At 51.0% G+C, this 17,118-nt stretch carries 16 protein-coding genes and 1 pseudogene; 1 reads left to right on the top strand and 16 read right to left on the bottom strand.

From position 1 onward, the window contains the following. Window positions 1-19: 19 nt before the first annotated feature. From ribB to BLP55_RS01200, 9 genes and pseudogenes are all read right to left on the bottom strand, one after another. Window positions 20-1,159, bottom strand: coding sequence for a 3,4-dihydroxy-2-butanone-4-phosphate synthase (gene ribB / locus BLP55_RS01160; protein ID WP_091140327.1), 1,140 nt, complete (start codon window positions 1,157-1,159; stop codon window positions 20-22). Window positions 1,160-1,740: 581 nt separating this feature from the next. Next, window positions 1,741-3,156 (bottom strand): annotated as a pseudogene (locus BLP55_RS01165) (LptF/LptG family permease); the annotation flags it as partial. Between the two features lie 7 nt (window positions 3,157-3,163). Continuing rightward, the gene (locus tag BLP55_RS01170) at window positions 3,164-3,802 is read right to left on the bottom strand and encodes an outer membrane lipoprotein periplasmic chaperone LolA1 (protein ID WP_244503389.1); all 639 of its coding nucleotides are present in this window, start codon (window positions 3,800-3,802) and stop codon (window positions 3,164-3,166) included. Between the two features lies 1 nt (window position 3,803). Then, window positions 3,804-6,293, bottom strand: a complete 2,490-nt coding sequence (locus tag BLP55_RS01175; protein ID WP_091140333.1) for a DNA translocase FtsK — start codon at window positions 6,291-6,293, stop codon at window positions 3,804-3,806. A gap of 45 nt (window positions 6,294-6,338) precedes the next feature. Then, window positions 6,339-6,713 carry a diacylglycerol kinase family protein gene (locus BLP55_RS01180; protein ID WP_091140336.1) on the bottom strand — a complete coding sequence of 125 codons (375 nt, stop codon included), beginning with the start codon at window positions 6,711-6,713 and terminating at the stop codon, window positions 6,339-6,341. Beyond that, window positions 6,713-7,210, bottom strand: a complete 498-nt coding sequence (tpx, locus tag BLP55_RS01185) for a thiol peroxidase (RefSeq protein ID WP_091140338.1) — start codon at window positions 7,208-7,210, stop codon at window positions 6,713-6,715. The genes BLP55_RS01180 and tpx overlap by 1 nt, the downstream gene beginning before the upstream one ends. Window positions 7,211-7,681: 471 nt before the next feature. Continuing rightward, complete coding sequence (locus BLP55_RS01190; protein WP_091140341.1) at window positions 7,682-7,939, bottom strand: DUF6952 family protein; 258 nt, start codon at window positions 7,937-7,939, stop codon at window positions 7,682-7,684. Then, window positions 7,936-8,244, bottom strand: coding sequence for a thioredoxin family protein (locus tag BLP55_RS01195; RefSeq protein WP_091140344.1), 309 nt, complete (start codon window positions 8,242-8,244; stop codon window positions 7,936-7,938). Before BLP55_RS01195 ends, BLP55_RS01190 begins: the two co-directional genes overlap by 4 nt. A 26-nt stretch (window positions 8,245-8,270) precedes the next feature. Beyond that, the gene (locus BLP55_RS01200) at window positions 8,271-8,906 is read right to left on the bottom strand and encodes a peroxiredoxin (protein ID WP_091140346.1); all 636 of its coding nucleotides are present in this window, start codon (window positions 8,904-8,906) and stop codon (window positions 8,271-8,273) included. A 256-nt stretch (window positions 8,907-9,162) separates the two neighbouring features. On the opposite strand from BLP55_RS01200, the gene BLP55_RS01205 reads away from it, so the two are divergent. After that, on the top strand, window positions 9,163-10,833 hold the full coding sequence (locus BLP55_RS01205; protein WP_091140349.1) for an amino acid permease: 1,671 nt from the start codon (window positions 9,163-9,165) through the stop codon (window positions 10,831-10,833). 10 nt (window positions 10,834-10,843) lie between these two features. Here the strand turns inward: BLP55_RS01205 and BLP55_RS01210 are convergent, their stop codons facing one another. From BLP55_RS01210 to BLP55_RS01240, 7 genes are all read right to left on the bottom strand, one after another. Beyond that, window positions 10,844-12,724 carry a T9SS type A sorting domain-containing protein gene (locus BLP55_RS01210; protein WP_091140351.1) on the bottom strand — a complete coding sequence of 627 codons (1,881 nt, stop codon included), beginning with the start codon at window positions 12,722-12,724 and terminating at the stop codon, window positions 10,844-10,846. 3 nt (window positions 12,725-12,727) lie between these two features. Beyond that, a complete protein-coding gene (locus BLP55_RS01215) occupies window positions 12,728-13,435 on the bottom strand; it encodes a T9SS type A sorting domain-containing protein (protein ID WP_139149553.1) in 708 nt (235 codons plus the stop codon). A 141-nt stretch (window positions 13,436-13,576) separates the two neighbouring features. Then, window positions 13,577-14,917, bottom strand: coding sequence for a cell envelope integrity protein CreD (gene creD, locus BLP55_RS01220; protein ID WP_091140355.1), 1,341 nt, complete (start codon window positions 14,915-14,917; stop codon window positions 13,577-13,579). 47 nt (window positions 14,918-14,964) lie between these two features. Further along, window positions 14,965-15,612: a DUF1361 domain-containing protein gene (locus BLP55_RS01225; protein WP_139149554.1), complete on the bottom strand. Its 648-nt coding sequence runs from the start codon at window positions 15,610-15,612 to the stop codon at window positions 14,965-14,967. Window positions 15,613-15,662: 50 nt separating this feature from the next. Continuing rightward, a complete protein-coding gene (locus BLP55_RS01230) occupies window positions 15,663-15,959 on the bottom strand; it encodes a winged helix-turn-helix domain-containing protein (protein WP_091140360.1) in 297 nt (98 codons plus the stop codon). 33 nt (window positions 15,960-15,992) lie between these two features. After that, on the bottom strand, window positions 15,993-16,607 hold the full coding sequence (locus BLP55_RS01235; RefSeq protein WP_091140363.1) for a hypothetical protein: 615 nt from the start codon (window positions 16,605-16,607) through the stop codon (window positions 15,993-15,995). A gap of 134 nt (window positions 16,608-16,741) precedes the next feature. Next, a complete protein-coding gene (locus BLP55_RS01240; protein WP_139149555.1) occupies window positions 16,742-16,936 on the bottom strand; it encodes a hypothetical protein in 195 nt (64 codons plus the stop codon). Window positions 16,937-17,118: the final 182 nt, after the last annotated feature.

Consider the following 17,118-nt stretch of genomic DNA (forward strand, 5'->3'; position numbering starts at 1 on the left):
GTCCTTCGTCCTTCGTCGCTCAATACCTCACATACTCCGTAATCTCCAACCCATACCCAATCATCCCCACACGCTTGGTGCTTTCCGAATCGGAGTTCGAGACCAGTCTGATCTTGCAGATGTCGATGTCGTGCAAAATTTGCGCGCCGATGCCAAAATCCTTGACGTCCATCACAATCGGCGGGGCCTTGAAGTCGCCCTTGGCCTGCAGCGATTTGAGTTCGACGATACGGTTCAAAAGGCTGTTGTCGGCCAATTCCTGGTTGATGAACAAGATCGCGCCGCGTCCTTCGTCGTTGATGCGTTGGAACATGCCGTCGAGTTTTTTGTCGGCGTCGTTGGTGAGCGTGCCCAGGATGTCGTTGTTCACCAGCGTCGAGTTGATACGTGTCAGCACCGGTTCGCCCGAGTTCCACGTACCCTTGGTCAGCGCAATGTGAACCTGTTTGTTGGTGGTTTGCTGGTAGGCGCGCAGGCGGAACGTCCCAAAACGCGTCTCGATATCGAAGTCTTCTTTCTTGACGATCAAACTGTCGTGCTGCATACGGTAGGCCACAAGGTCTTCGATCGATACCAGTTTGAGGTCGAGCTTCTTGGCGATGTCGGCCAGTTCGGGCAAACGCGCCATCGAGCCGTCCTCGTTCATGATTTCGCAAATGACGCCCGCGGGCTTGAACCCGGCCAGTCGCGCAAAATCGATGGCGGCCTCGGTATGGCCTGTTCTTCTGAGTACGCCGCCCTGCTTGGCGATCAGCGGAAAAATGTGCCCCGGTCGCGCCAGATCGTGCGCCTTGGTGTTGCCGTCCACGAGCGCGCGTATGGTCTTGGCGCGGTCCGAGGCCGAAATGCCCGTGCTTACGCCGTGTCCGCGCAAATCCACCGATACGGTAAACGCGGTTTCCATGTGGTCGGTGTTTACCTGTACCATCGATTGCAACCCGAGCTCCTTGCAACGGCTTTCGGTGAGCGGCGCGCAAATGAGCCCGCGGCCGTGCGTGGCCATAAAGTTGACCATCTCGGGCGTGGCTACCTCGGCGGCGGCCAGAAAATCGCCTTCGTTCTCGCGGTCTTCGTCGTCGACCACGATGATGATTTTACCTTGACGGATGTCTTCGATCGCTTCTTCGATCGTATTGAGTTGTATTTTTTCGACAGACATTGTTATACGTTGCTTTCCTGCAGCGCCTTTTGCAGCGCGCGTCGGTTGTTGAAATAAAGGATGAAGTAAAACGCCCAACCCACGATCATGGCGATGTAGATGTTCGGGCCTATGTTGCGCTGGGTGAGTTTTTCGATTTCTTCGAGTTTTTTCTCGGTGCGGAATACGCAAATCCAAAACACGACAAACAAAACAAAAAATGGTATGATGAGCCACATCAGGTTGCGGTTGTTTTGCACCACCAACGACAGGATGAACACCACCACATACAGCCCAAAGGTCACGTTGCCGTCCGAGCGGTAGTCCTCGACCACTTGTTGCAGCCTTTCGTAGTCGCGGTTGTAGAGCTTGCCGTCGCGCAACAGGTCTTCCTGCGTGATGCCGCGCTGCTCGAGTATCTTGAGCGCACCAGTGACCTTGGCTTTCGAATAATTGAATTTGGTTGCGTTGTATACCGTCCCGATCAGCACCGCATCGGATTGTTCGGCCATGGCGTCCCATTCGCTGTCCTTAGGGCCTTGCACGGCGGCCAGGTTGATGATACGGTCGGCGTCGGCTTTGTCGGTTTTTTCCTTGCGCCCGAACATTTTGCGCACGGGGTCGATGAGCCAGTCGAAATCGATGATGATCTGGCGGTCGTTGGTGGCGCGGTGCGTCAAAAAGATGGCAAACGGCGTGAGGATCATCGTCGACATCCAGCAACCCAAAAAGGGCGTGATGCCGTTCTCAGACGCGAGCTTCTTGCCGAACGTATTGACAAAATGGTACACGATAAAGATCAACACGGCAAAAACAATCGGCAGGCCCAGTCCGCCCTTGCGGATGATGGCCCCGAGCGGCGCGCCGATAAAGAACATCAGCAAACACGCATAGGCGATCACGAATTTGTCGTACAACGCGATCCAGTGGCTGTTGATGAGTTTTTGCTTGGTCTGCAATTCGATCTTGGTGCCTTCGATCTGGTATTTGGCGCTCGAGAGGTTGCCCGAGGCCACCTTGAGCACGTCGGCTTTTTGTGACGAAGTAAGCCCGGCGGTTATGTCTTTGCCCGTCGGGAACGCCTTTTTGGTCGAGTCGGCTGATTTCCTGTGGATGTAGTTGATGCCCGTGCGTTGGTAGATGTTGTCGCCAAAAGACACCACATCCTTTTTGTAGCTCTTGCCAAGCGAATCGAGCGTGTAGCGCAGCTCGCTTACGTTGAGCATCGTATTGGTGTTCGAGATTTCGTAGTCGACGCCCTCGGGGTTGTTGAGTTTCGACAAATCGAGGTTGATTATGTATTTCTTGAACGAGCTCTTGGCGAACGGCATCTTCTTTTTTTCCTCGTATTTCTTCGGGATGATATCTTCGTAATAGTAGCCGTCGTTGAGCACGAGCTGTAGGATGTTCGAGTTTTCGTTGCCCACGAGTTCACCGTCCTTGGCCTTGATGACGTTCTTGACGCCCTCGAACTGGTTGCTTTTGCGGTGGATGGTGATGCCGGTAAGGTGGTTGCCGTCCTGGCCCGATTTTTTCTCGACCTTGATGTTGTAGGACCCCACATCGTTGAATTGGCCTTCGGCGATGGCCATGGCGGGTTTCATCTGCGCGATGTCTTTGCGGAAGTTGATGAATTTGTATTCGGCATATGGGATGACGTTGTTCGCAAAAACGAACGCGCAAACGCTCAACACCAGGATAAAAATCGTAAGCCCCTTGAGCGCGCGCTGCAACGAGATCCCCGACGATTTCATGGCGGCAAACTCATAGTTCTCGGCCAAGCTCCCGAAGGTCATGATCGACGCGAGCAGGATCGACAGCGGCAACACCAGCGGGATGATGCGCGGCATGGCAAACATCAGGAACTTGATCACCATCAACACATCGAGGTCTTTGCCCGCGAGTTCCGAGATAAACAGCCAAACGGTTTGTAGGATGAAAATAAAAAAGAGAATGACGAATACCGAACCAAAGGTCCCGGCAAAGGTTTTGAGCAGGTATCTGTCGAGGATTTTCACAAAAAAATTAGTCTAACCTGTTGATGATGTAATTGGAATATTTACTCTCGGCAAAGGTAAACTGATTTTTCGATAAAGGTTGGTTGGTTTTAAAAGAATTAACGGTGAGCGTGGTGCGTGTGCCGTTTTTCCCTACTTCGATCAAATTGTAGATGTTCTTGGTCTGGCTGTCGATCCCGAGCAGGATTTCCTTGCGTTGGTCTTTGCCCGTCGGCACAAGCTTGATGTACTGGATCTTACGGCCCTTGACGTTTTGGGTAATGTCCCAGTAAAACTTGTAGCCGGTGTTAAAAAAGGTAAGCAGCTTAGAAGGGGAGATGTCCTTGTCGTCCTTTTCGTTGAACTTCTGGATCGTGATTTCTTCGTCTTCGGGGTTGATGGTGTAGATTTTCTTGCCGTCGAACATTTTGGTGACGCCCATCAAATTGAGCACATATTTGTTGCCTTGCATCGTCACGTTGCCCTTGCTTTCCTGGTTGATGTTTTCCTTGCTGTTGTTCAGGGCATACTTGAAGTCGATCACGATGTTGTTGTAACTCTTGACCTTGGCCGTTACCTGATCGAGCAGGTCTTTGGCTTTTTTGTCCTGCGCTTGCGCAGTGAGGCCAACAATCAACAACAGGGCAATCTGGGTAATCCGTTTCATTTTAAAAATCGTTTTGTTCATTATTAAAGAATTGATCGAGCGCGTTCAAATCCGTAATGTTGACGTTTCGGGCTTTGGAACCCTCAAATGGGCCGACGATGCCGGCGGCTTCCAATTGATCGATCAGTCTTCCGGCGCGGTTGTAGCCGAGTTTGAGTTTTCTTTGCAGTAAAGAAGCCGAACCCTGCTGCGCCGTCACAATAATCTCGGCAGCTTCCCTAAAGAGCGCGTCTCTTTCAGAAATGTCGATATCAAGATTGATGCCACTTTCGCCCTCGCCGATGAATTCCGGCAGCAAATACGCATCGGGATATGCCTTTTGCGAACCGATGAATTCCGTAATCTTTTCGACCTCAGGCGTATCGACAAAAGCACATTGTACGCGTGTGACATCGTTGCCGTTCGAATACAATAAATCGCCGCGTCCAATGAGCTGGTCGGCGCCCTGCGTATCGAGAATCGTCCTTGAATCGATTTTTGAAGTCACGCGGAAAGCGATACGCGCCGGGAAGTTGGCCTTGATGATACCCGTAATCACATTCACCGACGGTCTTTGCGTAGCGATGATCAAATGGATGCCGATGGCACGTGCCAACTGGGCCAAACGCGCGATCGGCGTCTCGACTTCCTTGCCCGCGGTCATGATCAAATCGGCAAATTCGTCGACCACCAAAACGATGTACGGCAAAAAGCGGTGTCCGAGTTCGGGGTTGAGTTTGCGGCTGCGGAACTTTTCGTTGTATTCCTTGATGTTGCGCACCATCGCGTCCTTCAAAAGCGAATAACGGTTGTCCATCTCGACGCACAACGAATTGAGCGTGTTGATGACTTTGTTGTTGTCGGTGATGATGGCATCGTCGGTATCGGGCAATTTGGCGAGGTAATGGCGTTCGATTTTGTTGAACAGCGTGAGCTCGACCTTTTTCGGATCGACGAGTACGAACTTGACCTCGGCCGGATGTTTTTTGTAGAGTAGGGAAGTGAGCACGGCATTGAGCCCGACCGATTTTCCTTGTCCCGTGGCGCCCGCCATGAGCAAGTGCGGCATTTTGGCCAAATCGACAACAAACGTTTCGTTCGAAATCGTTTTGCCCAATGCAATCGGCAGTTCCATTTCGGCTTCCTGGAATTTGGCCGCCCCGATGACCGATTTCATCGAAACCATGGTCGGTTTTTGGTTCGGGACCTCGATACCGATGGTGCCCTTGCCTGGAATCGGTGCAATGATACGGATGCCGAGCGCCGAAAGCGAAAGCGCGATGTCGTCTTCCAAACTCTTAATCTTCGAGATGCGGATGCCCGCCTCGGGTACGATTTCATACAATGTCACCGATGGGCCAACGGTTGCCTTGATCTGCGCGATGTCGATCTTGTAATTGCGCAACGTCTCGACGATCTTGTTCTTGTTTTCCTCGAGTTCTTCTTGGTTGATCGTGATGCCGCCGCCGTAATCCTTGAGCATGTCGAGCGTCGGGAATTTGTAGTTCGACAGTTCGAGCGTCGGGTCGAACAAGCCAAAATCGGCCACGAGTTTTTCGGCGAGGTTTTCGTCTATGGTCGCTTCCTCAGGCGCCTGCTCGATCACGAACGCCTCGTCGTTGGTATGGATGATTTGCGGGGTAGGCGCGGCAACAGGCGCGGGCGGGACTACGGCAAGCGGCTGGTCGACAACCGTTTCTTTGGCCGTAGGCTCGAGGTGTATTTCAGACGGGTGTTCGATCGTAGGCTTGAGCGCGTCCTTGTTGATCTCGAACTGCGAAACAGGTTTTAGTTCGGGTTCGGGCAAATCCTCGTCGTCTTCATCGGTCGGTTCCTTGACTTCGTATTCCTCCAGGTTGTAAAGCGCATTGTCCTCGGCCACTGGCGCGGTCTTGCGCATAGAAGCGAGGCTTTCTTCCATATCGGCCTTGCTTTTCTCGAAAAACGACTTGACCGCATCGGGCGAAATCTTGATCTTGAAAATCAGGTAAATGATGATGCCGAAAATCAGCACGAGCAACGTTCCGGTCTTGCCTAGGTAGTCCTGCAAGAATTGGTTCATCTCGAAACCCACCACGCCGCCCAATTCGGGCAACGAATCGGCAAAAAATCCAAACAGCACCGAAATCAGCACCAGCGCGAACAAGTCCCAAAACCAAATGCTCTTGAGTTTTTTGAGCGGGATGTCGAGCGCAAGGAAAGCGCCTGTCAGGAAAAACAGTTTGACAAACAAAAACGACGCGGCACCGAACCCGCGGTACACAAAAAAGTCGGCCAGGTAAGCCCCGAATTTGCCGAGCCAGTTGCCTACTTTTTCATCGCGGTTGCCCATGGCCTCGATGGCGCTTTGGTCCTGCTGTCCGTAAACGAAGAACGAAATGAAGGCCACCAGCAACGCAATCGAAAACAACACGAGCAAGCTGCCGAGCAACATTTTGTGCTGGCGCGTGAACCTTGGTGCTTTCTTGGGTTGGTCGGATGTAGGCGCGCTGTCTTTCTTTGTCTTTGCCATAGATGAAATGATTGCTATAAAAATAGGGAATAAATCAAATGCGTCTTACAAAATTTTGGGAACATAAATGATGGCGCCGATTGCCATGGCGGTCAGCGCGGCAAAGAATACCGCACCGGCGGCGATGTCTTTGATGAACCCGATTTTTTCATGGAATTTCGGGTGTACAAAATCGGCGATTTTCTCGACCGCGGTGTTCAATCCTTCGATTGAAAGCACCAGCCCGATGGCCAACGTTTGGAACATCCATTCGGTGGCCGAGATGTCAAAATAGAAGCCCGCCGCCGTGACCAACACGCCAATGGCCGCCTGGACCATCACGCTGTGTTCGGTGGTGAGCAATTTGACGGCGCCACGCAAGGCGAATCCCATGCTTTTGAGCCTGCCGGTAAAAAAAGTATTGTCTTTTTCGAATTCCATCACAAAGCGGCCAGCGCCGTGTCGTAGTTGGGCTCGTCGGCGATTTCGGGAACTTGTTGCGTGTATACCACGGTACCTTGTTCGTTGATGATCACCACGGCACGCGAATGCAATCCTTCGAGCTTGCCGTCGGTGATTTCGAGTCCGTAGTCCTGGCCGAATTTTCCGGTCTTGAAATCAGAGGCCGGGACCACGTTGTCGAGTCCTTCGGCGCCACAAAAACGCTTCATCGCAAAAGGCAAATCGCGCGCCACACACAACACCGTGGTGTTTTCGAGCCCGCTGGCTTTTTCGTTGAATTTGCGTGTCGAGGCCGCACATGTAGGCGTGTCGATGCTCGGGAAAATATTGAGGATTACGCGTTGCCCCGCCAAATCGGCGAGCGATACGGTAGAAAGGTCGGTTTTGACCAGGTTGAATTCGGGTGCTTTGGATCCGACGGCCGGCAATTGGCCGCTGGTTTGGGTAGGATTACCTCCTAGGGTGATGGTTGCCATAATTTTGGTTTAAGCCCCAAAAGTAGCAATTTTAGTCGAAAGTCAAAAGTCAAAAGTCGAACGAAAAAGGTGACCTCAATTTGATTGGAATTCGATACGGTCGCGTGACCCCGTTACGCTTCGGGGGATAGCAAGTGCCGTATGGTCAACAGCGATCCTCACCCAAATAGCTATCGGGAGCCAAAAAGAAATGCTTACTTGACAGAATGGTGCGGGGCAGTTATCGGATGGTTGCGTCATCTGCTAGGCCTTTCGGACCAACTATTAAAGTTTAACAAAATGTACAGAAAATCTGTAGTGCAGTCTCGATTTTATTTCGTTGGGGTATACTTCCAATGCCCCCTTCCCTAGAGCTAAGTTACGTTTTCCATCGATTATCACATTACAGAAAAACCGTAAATTTCATTGGCGCTGGCCAGCAACAAAAAAAGCCCCTGGGTTTCCAAGGGCTTAATAATGGTGACAGCTGGGCTATTGGTCTATCGACCCCAGCACACGCTGCATGAACGCATTGAGCGCTTCTTTTTTTTCGGTGCCCGATTGCATCATCTTGTGCACTTCGAGCGCGCCGTACATGTTCGAGATCAGTTCGCCAATCACGTCGAGTTCTTCGTCTTTGAGCGACGGGACTTCGGTGAGCGCTTCCAAGACTTCGATGGTTTCGATCAAATAATCCTGGTCGTTGTCCTCGATGAATTGCGTAAGGTGTTTGATGACGGGCAGCTTCATACGATTTCGGCTACCAGTTCGTTCAACACTTCGGCTTTGTTGGTCTGCGTCTGGTTTTTCAACACGCCGCCCACGAAAGTCGCGAACGTAGGCAAGTTGGAAACGTTCGCCAGTTTACGCGATTCGGGAAACTGCTCGGCATCGACAATCGCAAACGCGACGTTTTCGTTCTCGGAGGCCAGTTTCTTGAATTTGGGTTTCATGATCCGACAGTTGCCGCACCACGACGCCGAGTATTGCACGACTACTTTTTCGTTGTTCTGGACGAGTTGCGCGAGGCTGTCGTCTGTGAGTTCAATCAGCATGAATAAAAAATAACAATAAACAATAATTAATTATTCAGGTAATTCGCAACGCCTTCACGTGTCGCAAACATCGCCTCTTTTCCTTCTTCCCAGTTCGCCGGGCACACTTCGCCTTTGGTTTGAACGTGCGTGTAAGCGTCGATGAGTCGCAGGTATTCGTTCACGTTGCGGCCCAACGGCATGTCGTTGACGCTTTCGTGGAAAATCTTGCCTGTTTCGTCGATCAGGTAGGTGGCGCGGTAGGTGACGTTCGAACCTTCTACGATCATCGAGTCGGTGTCTTCATTGTACGAAGTCGATTCGATATCGAGGATGCCCAAGATGTTCGACAGGTTTCGGTTCGTATCGGCCAAAAGCGGGTAGGTCACGCCTTCGATACCGCCGTTGTTTTTTGGTGTGTTGAGCCAAGCAAAATGCACTTCGTTGGTGTCGCATGACGCGCCGATAACGATGGTGTTTCTGTTGTTGAACTCTGGAAGCGCCGCTTGGAACGCGTGCAATTCGGTCGGACAAACAAAAGTGAAATCTTTCGGATACCAGAACAGCAATACTTTTTTGTTGTTGTTTACGGCTTCCTCAAAGATGTTGATTTTCAGGTTGTCGCCCATTTCAGAGATGGCGTCTACGGCAATGCTTGGGAATTTTTTACCTACTAATGACATAATTTTATATGGTTTTTAAATTTTGATGTTGCAAAAATAGGCCGAACCAGTGGCTCTCGACCATCAAAAATGATTATAAAACACAATTGCAAAATAGGGTTTTGTTATTTTTAGGCTTCGGTTACGAAATCCGCATTTTGCGTGTTGACCGATTGTAGGATTGACAGCGAATCGATTTTAAAATTCCGTATCCCGTATTTTTTATTTTTGCTTTTTTATATTTGTTTTGCCGACAGGCCACACCAAACCCACATTTATGAGCTTATTCCGAACAAAACCCCTGACGACCATTCTACAACAAGGCGGCGATGGCGAATCGCATGGCGCACTCCACAAGGTGCTCAACGTGCGCGATTTGACCTTTTTCGGGATTGCGGCCATCATCGGGGGCGGTACCTTCAGCGCCATAGGACAGGCGTGTTATTCGGGCGGCCCGGGTGTGACGTTGTTGTACATCATTTGTGGTGTCGCCTGCGGATTTACGGCCATGTGCTACGCCGAGTTCGCTTCGCGCGTCCCTGTTTCGGGCAGCGCGTATACCTATGCCTACGTGTCTTTCGGCGAGTTGTTCGCCTGGATCATCGGCTGGGCGCTCATCATGGAGTATTCGATAGGCAACATCTACATCGCCTTTTCGTGGAGCGGTTATTTTACGAATTTGCTCGAAGCCTTCCACATCCATTTGCCCGATTGGCTCACGATCAACTACCGCGCCGCGCACCAGGCTTTTCTCGATGGGGCCAAAGGTGAGGGCATGCAGGCATGGACCACCGCACCGCAAATCGGTTCGCTCAAGGTGATTTTCGATTTGCCCGCCGTTTTGATCAACGTACTGATTACCTACCTTGTTTACCGTGGTACCAAGGAGTCGCGCAATTTCAGCAACGCAATGGTTTACATCAAGCTGGCGATTATTGTATTGGTGATCCTTGTCGGGGCCATGTATGTAGACATCAACAACTGGACGCCGTTCATGCCCAATGGGTTCGGCGGCGTGATGGGTGGTGTTTCGGCGGTATTTTTTGCCTACATCGGATTCGACGCCGTATCCACGCTGGCCGAAGAGTGCAAGAACCCGCAACGCGATCTCCCGCGCGGCATGATCTATTCGCTGGTGGTATGTACGGTGGTTTACATCATCCTGGCGTTGGTGTTGACGGGTATGGTGTCGTACCAATACCTGGGCGTCAGCGACCCGCTGGCCGAGATTTTTGCGCTCAAAGGTGTCAAGTGGATGTTGTTCATCGTTTCGATCGCCGCCGTCGTGGCCATGACGAGCGTACTTTTGGTGTTCCAGATGGGCCAGCCGCGTATTTGGATGACGATGAGCCGCGATGGGTTGATGCCCAAGCAGTTTTCGCAAATCCATCCCAAATACAAGACCCCGGGTTTCGCGACCATCGTAACGGGATTCGTGGTCGGGTTGCCGATCTTTTTCACCGACGAAAACTTCGTGCTCGATTTTACGAGTATCGGTACCTTGTTCGCATTCGTATTGGTGTGTGGCGGCGTGTTGCTGCTTTCGCCGCAAAGCCCCGAAGAAGTAGCCGAGGGCAAAACCAAAGGCAAGTTCCGCATCCCTTATGTCAACGGCAAGTATATTTTTCCGCTGCTCGTAGCTGGTTCGGGCGGACTCATTGCGTTGTTGTTTCCCGATTTCTTCATTTCGGCCTTCGACTATTCCGAAGGCAACCGCGCCGCGAGCATTCCGATGACGCTGTTTTTTGTGCTGTGTACCGTCATGTCGGTATTGGCGCACCTCAAGAACCTGTCGCTGATCCCGCTTTTGGGATTGGTTTCGTGCTGCTACTTGCTTACGGGAATGGCCGCTTCGAACTGGATGTGGTTTGGGGTTTGGCTCCTGATAGGGCTCGTGATTTACTTTGGATTCAGCCGAAAAAACAGCAAACTCAACACCGAAAACTAAAGACTACGGGTCATTGCTTGACGATCTTATACGTCGATTCTTGCGTGGCCGTACGCACCGAGATGAAATAAAGCCCTCTGGCCCAGTTCGATACATCGATCGTGGTTGCCCCGACGTGATCCAATCGTTTTATTTCTTGCCCCAATCCGTTAAAAACGATTACGGAACATTCGTTTTCCCATAAATCGATATGCAAAACGTTCGTGGCCGGGTTAGGGTAAATCGAAACGTCTTCCCACGATGCCGATTCGGTTGTTAAAATCGAGCAATCCTCAGGACAATCGGTCACATACGTCACGCCATCGAGCGCCACGCCCCAGTTGATGAAATTGTATTCGCCCTCGTCGTGACACACGGTTTCAAGTAGAGGGCAATCATTCAAAATAATAGGCGACAGCGGTGGCGGTGTTTGCGGGAAAAGTCCGTCCGTGGTGACAATGCCGTTCCTGCTCGAAAAATAGGTCAGGTTGGGCAAATCGTATCCGTCAAAATACGTCAGTCCCGTCCCGCAAAAATTGAGCGTCGTGACCGGAACCTCCCAAAAACGGGCAAATGACAAATTCGCCAATCCCGTAAAGTCTATTTGGGTGATAGGCTCGCGTACGACCTGAAAATTTTCAAGCGCGGCAAGTTCCGATAAATTGACGGTGGTCACCTGATTGTCTGTAAAGTTCAAGTGCGTCAACCGTTCAAGCCCATAGCCGCCAAAACTTGTCAGCGGATTGGCGCCTATGCCGAATCCCCAAAGGTTTTCAAAATGTTCCAATCCGCCAAGGCTTGAGATGTTTCCTGCGCTTATTTGTAACGTAATGATCTGTTTGGCCTCGTCGACATCGATTTCACCATCGTTGTTCAAATCGGCGTCGCCGTCGGTGTAAAAGTTGCCTTCGAAGTGTGCACAATCCTGGGAAATCAGGTACTGTTTGAAATTAGGATCGGTAAAAACAATGAAGGCGGGCAACGGACAATCGGTGACGATCGATACCAAGGGTTGGCTTTCCAAAACCGTTTGCATGACCGACACTTCGGCGTCGTCGCAACATACGGTTTCGAGCGCAGGCAAGTTCGAAAAGTCGAATGAATTGATCGGGAACGGGACCGGCGGCTGTTCAAAGGTAAGCGGCGAATCGACATTGTTTCGGATCTTGATCGATTGCAACGCCGGATTGTCCGAACAGTACAAGACCTCGACCGCCGTTTGGTTCAAATCGAGCTGGGTGAGTTGGTTGAGTGCGCAAGAGACGGTTTTCAAGGCAGGGTTGTTCCCAAATACCAACGACGTCAGCGCATTGGTGTTGCAGTTTAAGGTTCTTAACGCGGTAAGCCCTGCGGGAACCAGCGTTTCGATTTGGTTTTGGTCGCACAACAAAACCTCGAGCGCGGGCAAATTCTGGACGGCCAGCGCGGTCAGTTCGTTTTGTGAACAATCGAGGTAGGCCAGGTTCGGCAGCTCTGGCAACATGAGCGCCGTCATCGGATTGTGGCTGCACGCCAAATGATCCAGATGCGGTAAGTCGGGGAGCTCCAATTCAACAAGCGCATTGTCCGAAAGGTTAAGCTTGCGCAAATTGGTGAAAAATTCGAGCCCCGCGATGTCGGCAATCGGCAAGGCATCGGTGGTGCGTTGCGAATGGCCTCCGCCTGCGGGGCGCAAAGGTGGCGGCGGGGTATAAAACAAACGGTACACCGCGAGCGCCTCGCTTTGTTCGATTTCGCCATTGTCGTTCGCATCGATCTTGATCGACTGGTTTTCGGCGTCCTTGGCGATGTCGTTGGTGACATCGGCCTCGAGCAACCGTGTCTTGAAATTCACATCGGGAATGACAATGATTTGTGCGTGGGTCGCTCCGCAAAGGAACAACACCCACAAAAGGCTAAGCCGGTGCGTCATGGTTTACAGTTTGAAGAATTTTTGCGACGATTCCCTGCCTTGTGCCGAGGCCCTGACCAGGTAAAAGCCCGATGCCCAGCCGCTGGTGTCGATCGTATTGGCGCTGGTCTGCAAAATGGTCTGGCCGAGCGAATTAAAAACAGTGACCGTATCGAGATCGCCCGAAGACTTCAGGTGCAATAAGCTCGAGGTTGGGTTCGGGTATACTGTAAATGTAGCGCGATCGAATGTTTGTTGGCCCAAAGTAGCCATCACCGTCGTGGTTACGGTGTTGGTCACGACAGGCGCATTGAGGTCGAAAAAAACTTCGGCAGTGTTGGCCAATACGTCGCCAATGCCCACCGATGTCTTGGCTTTGACCTTGAATGTCGCAAACCCCTGGCTCAACTCGGCATTCGCCGATGCGGGAGGCAGGTTGATGTTTTCGAAAATGATTTCCAATTTGTTGTCGGTTAGCTCTGCGCGGTACGGGTGGCTCGCGCTGGTGGTTTGCAGTGTGCCCACATCGAGGTTGGTGGCAATCACATCCTGAATGACCACCGTCTGCACAGCATAGGTTCCGGTGTTTTGAAAGCGCACGGTGTAATTGAGGTAGTCGTCGAGTTGCAACAGCGATATGTGTTCGCCCTGCGCGACCAATTTGTCGCACACGCCCTGCGCATGGCCCCAAAAGCCTGCGACAAGTAGCCCCAAAGCGAAAAATATCCTCATGACCGGTGTGTTGTAGGTAGTAAATGTAAACAAAAAATCCACCCAAAAATAACATTTGGGCAGATTTCTTAATTTTTAGTTAAACGAAATGTAAATATTTTACTTTTAGCGCATTAGGATTAGCTGCTTGACGGCATCGGTTCAGTTCCAGTCGATTTTTCGCGACGCATACATCACCGCACCCAGGATCGCAAATAGACCGATGCTGCCGAACAACAACGCGTAATTTTCGAGTTGGATGATGACGTAAATAAAACCGTACAATGCCGACAACGCACCCACAATAAAAAGTGGGAATTTACGGCCTTTCAAGATCGAAACCGAATACAGTCCGATCATCGCCACGACCGACACCGCTGCAATCAGATAGGCCGTCAAAAAGCTGCTGTGTTCGGTAATCGAAACCAGTAGGGTGTAAAACATCACCAAGGCGAGCCCGATCATCGTGTATTGAAAAATGTGGATGCGCACCTTGCTCACCACCTGGATCAAAAAGAACACCAGGAACGTCAGGCCGATGACGAGGAACCCGTACTTGGCCGCGCGTTCGTTTTGCTGGTATTGGTCTACCGGGACGATGAAATTTACGCCAAACGCAAAATCGCTCAGGTCGGGCAGGTTGCCAAACGACTGCTGGCCGAACGGACGGTTGATGTGCAGTATTTTCCAGTCGGCGACAAAACCTTTGTCGGTGATTTTCTTGGTCGAATCGCTTGGAAGGAATCGCCCCGAAAAGCTCGGATCGGGCCAATTCGAAGTCATGCGCGCCTGCGTGGTCTTGCCTATCGGGACCATCCTGATCTGCTGGCTGCCATTGTATACCACATCAAAATTGAAAGCCACCGAAGGTTTGTCGAGAAAGGTCTTCGCATCGATAAACCCGGTTTCGAGCGTCGCAACCGAGTCCTTGGTCTCGCTGTACATCGGCTCGAACGCATATTTCTTACCGCCCAGCGAAAGCGTCACTTCGTCGCGGATGCTGCCCATGTTCGAGGTGCGGATCATGACCGTAGCCTTGTCCCAATGGATGTCGGCCGCCGCAATGTCCTTACCGCTAAAATCGGGCGTGACGTACCTACCCGAAAACTGCATGCGCGATTCGTACACCACCGATTCGTAGTTGTTGCGGTAGCGCTTGGTGGTGTTTACGGCCGACGTGTTTTGCAGCACTTCGGGAAAAAAGTACGCATAGTGCGTCTCGGGAATCCGTTGCGTCGTGGTCTCCTTGGTTTTTTCGTTGACCGACGTGGTCTGGGTATATATCTGAAACGGAACTTTAAGGATCGGGCCGTAGAAGTAGACACTTTCGCCCCATTTTCCAGATATTTCACGCACGACTTCCTTTTGCCGGTATTGTCGTTCCTGGATCAGGTTTTGTACAAAGAACAAAGGGATCAACAAAATTAAGGTGAGCGCACCTACCATGATCATACGGGCGGTGTTCGACTGAAAAAAACGGGTAATCGGTTCGGGTGTTTCCATAAGGGTAAAGATTTGATGATTAAACGATTAATAGATTGAAGTTGTTGTTAAGATTGATTGTTTTTTCGGGCGTCGGCGATACCATACGATAGAAAGAAGAAGACGCCGTAGCCTATCGAAAAGCCGATGCTTTCGCGTTCGAGCACCAACGGCGTTACGTCGCCCAAAAGGTCCCACGGATGACACAGCAGGTCCCAACTGTTGTAACGCAGGAACCGCCCAAGATAAATCCCAAAGCCGCTCAGCATACAGCAAGCGAGCATCATGCCCCAAGCGGTCGAGACGCCCCAGACACGCGCCCAAAATTGTTGCATGGCGTCCATCGAACAGAAGGCCAGCGCGAGGCCGTTCCAGGCAAAAGCCATCAGCAACAAAATGTCGAACCATTCGGGCATGTCTGTTTCCCGTCGGAAATGCAAAAAATCGGTGATCAGGTACGGTGCGTTCGGCAAGAATAGCAACCACACGGCCGAGAACGCAAGGAGGACTCTTTTTTTGGTCGCCAGGATTGGGTTTTCGCCCAGATACCATGTGACGAGATAGGGGATGGCCGCCAAGATGAGGTTCCATACCAAAAAGCCGTAAAACAAACTTTGGGTGACGGCCATTCTAAGGGCGAGCAGGCTGCCGTTGAACAAGGCAAGCGTCAGCAGTGCGTGTTGCCGGGTGTGCCAGCGGGAGAGGATTTGAATCACGTTTTAAAATTTAAAGTACTTTGTTTTTCAAAGTGAAAAAATAAAAAAAATCAACTTTTTGAAATCAGCTTCTCGAGCGCCTCGATGTGATCGCGAAAAGCCTGCTTGCCCTCGCGCGTGGCGCTGTAACGCGTGTTCGGTTTTTTGCCGATGAATTGCTTCTCGATCATGATGTATTGTTCCGATTCGAGCGCCTTGGTATGGCTCGCAAGGTTACCATCGGTCACGCCGAGCAATTCCTTGAGCGTATTGAAATCGGCCGATTCGTTGACCATCAGCACGCTCATGATGCCCAGCCTGATGCGGTGGTCGAATGCCTTGTTGATATGTTGGATGATGTTTTTCAAACGGTGACGAAATTATTAATTATTCGGCATTAACTAATTTCTGTCGTACTTAAAATACATGATGCTGCCGTAAACGATGTGGCAAACGCCAAAGCCCAGCGCCCAGAATTCGACCCCGTAACCCCGGTAGGACGCGGCCAACAAGCCGAGTACCACCACGGTAAGGCCAAGATAGCGCACGTCACGCAACGTGTATTTGCTGGCGTGCACGCAGGCCAGGCCGTAAAAAATGAGCGTGACCGGCGCAACCCAGGCGAACATACCGTCACGCAGCAGGATCAGCGCGAGAATACCACCTGCGATCAACGGGATCAAAAAGTTGACGATCAATCGCTTTGAGGTGCTGTTCCATACTTTCTCGCCTTGACGGCGGGCCTTAAAATAGGTCATCACAAATGCCGTCACCACCGATAAAACCAGAACTCCCAGCGCAATGGCAACAATCGAAAGGGTAGGGTCTGCCGATGCGGTTTCGTATTCCCTGGAAGGTGCGCGGTGCCGGAGCAGGTCGCGGCCAAGATAGGCGCCTATAAGTGCATAAATACCGGCCAGTACGCCCGAAAGCCCGCTTAGCGAAATGAACTGGCTCGAGCGGTTCATCATGTTTTTGATGTCGCTGATGTCCTTGAGGTAGTCGTTTTGATTCATTGCGGAAGTACTTTGAAATGCAAAGTAAATGAATTTTCTATTTCAAATCCAAAATTATTTTTGACTATTTTGAATGTTCTTGTTGAAAAAAGATGGTATGCAGATGCCTTCTGGCGACAGGTCTTGGAAATGCGTTAACGGTTCTCTTTTTCTTTCTCCTTTTCGAGCTGGTTAAAATAAGCGACACCCATCCAAACCAAACCCAAGCCAACACCAATGGTAGACGCCAATTGAAGCGCGTCGAAAATAAACCCCAGAATCACAGCAATGATTACACAGCAAAAGAACACGCCCAGCGCCTGAAAAAAACCCTCTTTAATAATTTTCATGATTGTACAATTAAATGTTGGTCCAAAATTTAGGTTTTGCGGTTTCACGAACCTGGAAAGAGCGCCAAAAAAATGTGTCTTCATTTCAGAATCAGCGCGTTTCGTTGAAATAAATGTATGAAAAAAATGAATCGGTTGGCACGTCACGGACAGAAATTTCAAAACCCGTCCAACTTTCATCC

The organism is Flavobacterium caeni (assembly GCF_900101895.1).
Classification (GTDB): Bacteria; Bacteroidota; Bacteroidia; order Flavobacteriales; family Flavobacteriaceae; genus Flavobacterium; species Flavobacterium caeni.

Excerpts from the sequence above, each read along its gene's own strand:
- ribB (WP_091140327.1), bottom strand. The coding sequence starts at position 1,159 with ATGTCTGTCGAAAAAATACAACTCAATACGATCGAAGAAGCGATCGAA.
- BLP55_RS01170 (WP_244503389.1), bottom strand. The coding sequence starts at position 3,802 with ATGAAACGGATTACCCAGATTGCCCTGTTGTTGATTGTTGGCCTCACT.
- BLP55_RS01175 (WP_091140333.1), bottom strand. The coding sequence starts at position 6,293 with ATGGCAAAGACAAAGAAAGACAGCGCGCCTACATCCGACCAACCCAAG.
- BLP55_RS01180 (WP_091140336.1), bottom strand. The coding sequence starts at position 6,713 with ATGGAATTCGAAAAAGACAATACTTTTTTTACCGGCAGGCTCAAAAGC.
- tpx (WP_091140338.1), bottom strand. The coding sequence starts at position 7,210 with ATGGCAACCATCACCCTAGGAGGTAATCCTACCCAAACCAGCGGCCAA.
- BLP55_RS01190 (WP_091140341.1), bottom strand. The coding sequence starts at position 7,939 with ATGAAGCTGCCCGTCATCAAACACCTTACGCAATTCATCGAGGACAAC.
- BLP55_RS01195 (WP_091140344.1), bottom strand. The coding sequence starts at position 8,244 with ATGCTGATTGAACTCACAGACGACAGCCTCGCGCAACTCGTCCAGAAC.
- BLP55_RS01200 (WP_091140346.1), bottom strand. The coding sequence starts at position 8,906 with ATGTCATTAGTAGGTAAAAAATTCCCAAGCATTGCCGTAGACGCCATC.
- BLP55_RS01205 (WP_091140349.1), top strand. The coding sequence starts at position 9,163 with ATGAGCTTATTCCGAACAAAACCCCTGACGACCATTCTACAACAAGGC.
- BLP55_RS01210 (WP_091140351.1), bottom strand. The coding sequence starts at position 12,724 with ATGACGCACCGGCTTAGCCTTTTGTGGGTGTTGTTCCTTTGCGGAGCG.
- BLP55_RS01215 (WP_139149553.1), bottom strand. The coding sequence starts at position 13,435 with ATGAGGATATTTTTCGCTTTGGGGCTACTTGTCGCAGGCTTTTGGGGC.
- creD (WP_091140355.1), bottom strand. The coding sequence starts at position 14,917 with ATGGAAACACCCGAACCGATTACCCGTTTTTTTCAGTCGAACACCGCC.
- BLP55_RS01235 (WP_091140363.1), bottom strand. The coding sequence starts at position 16,607 with ATGAATCAAAACGACTACCTCAAGGACATCAGCGACATCAAAAACATG.
- BLP55_RS01240 (WP_139149555.1), bottom strand. The coding sequence starts at position 16,936 with ATGAAAATTATTAAAGAGGGTTTTTTTCAGGCGCTGGGCGTGTTCTTT.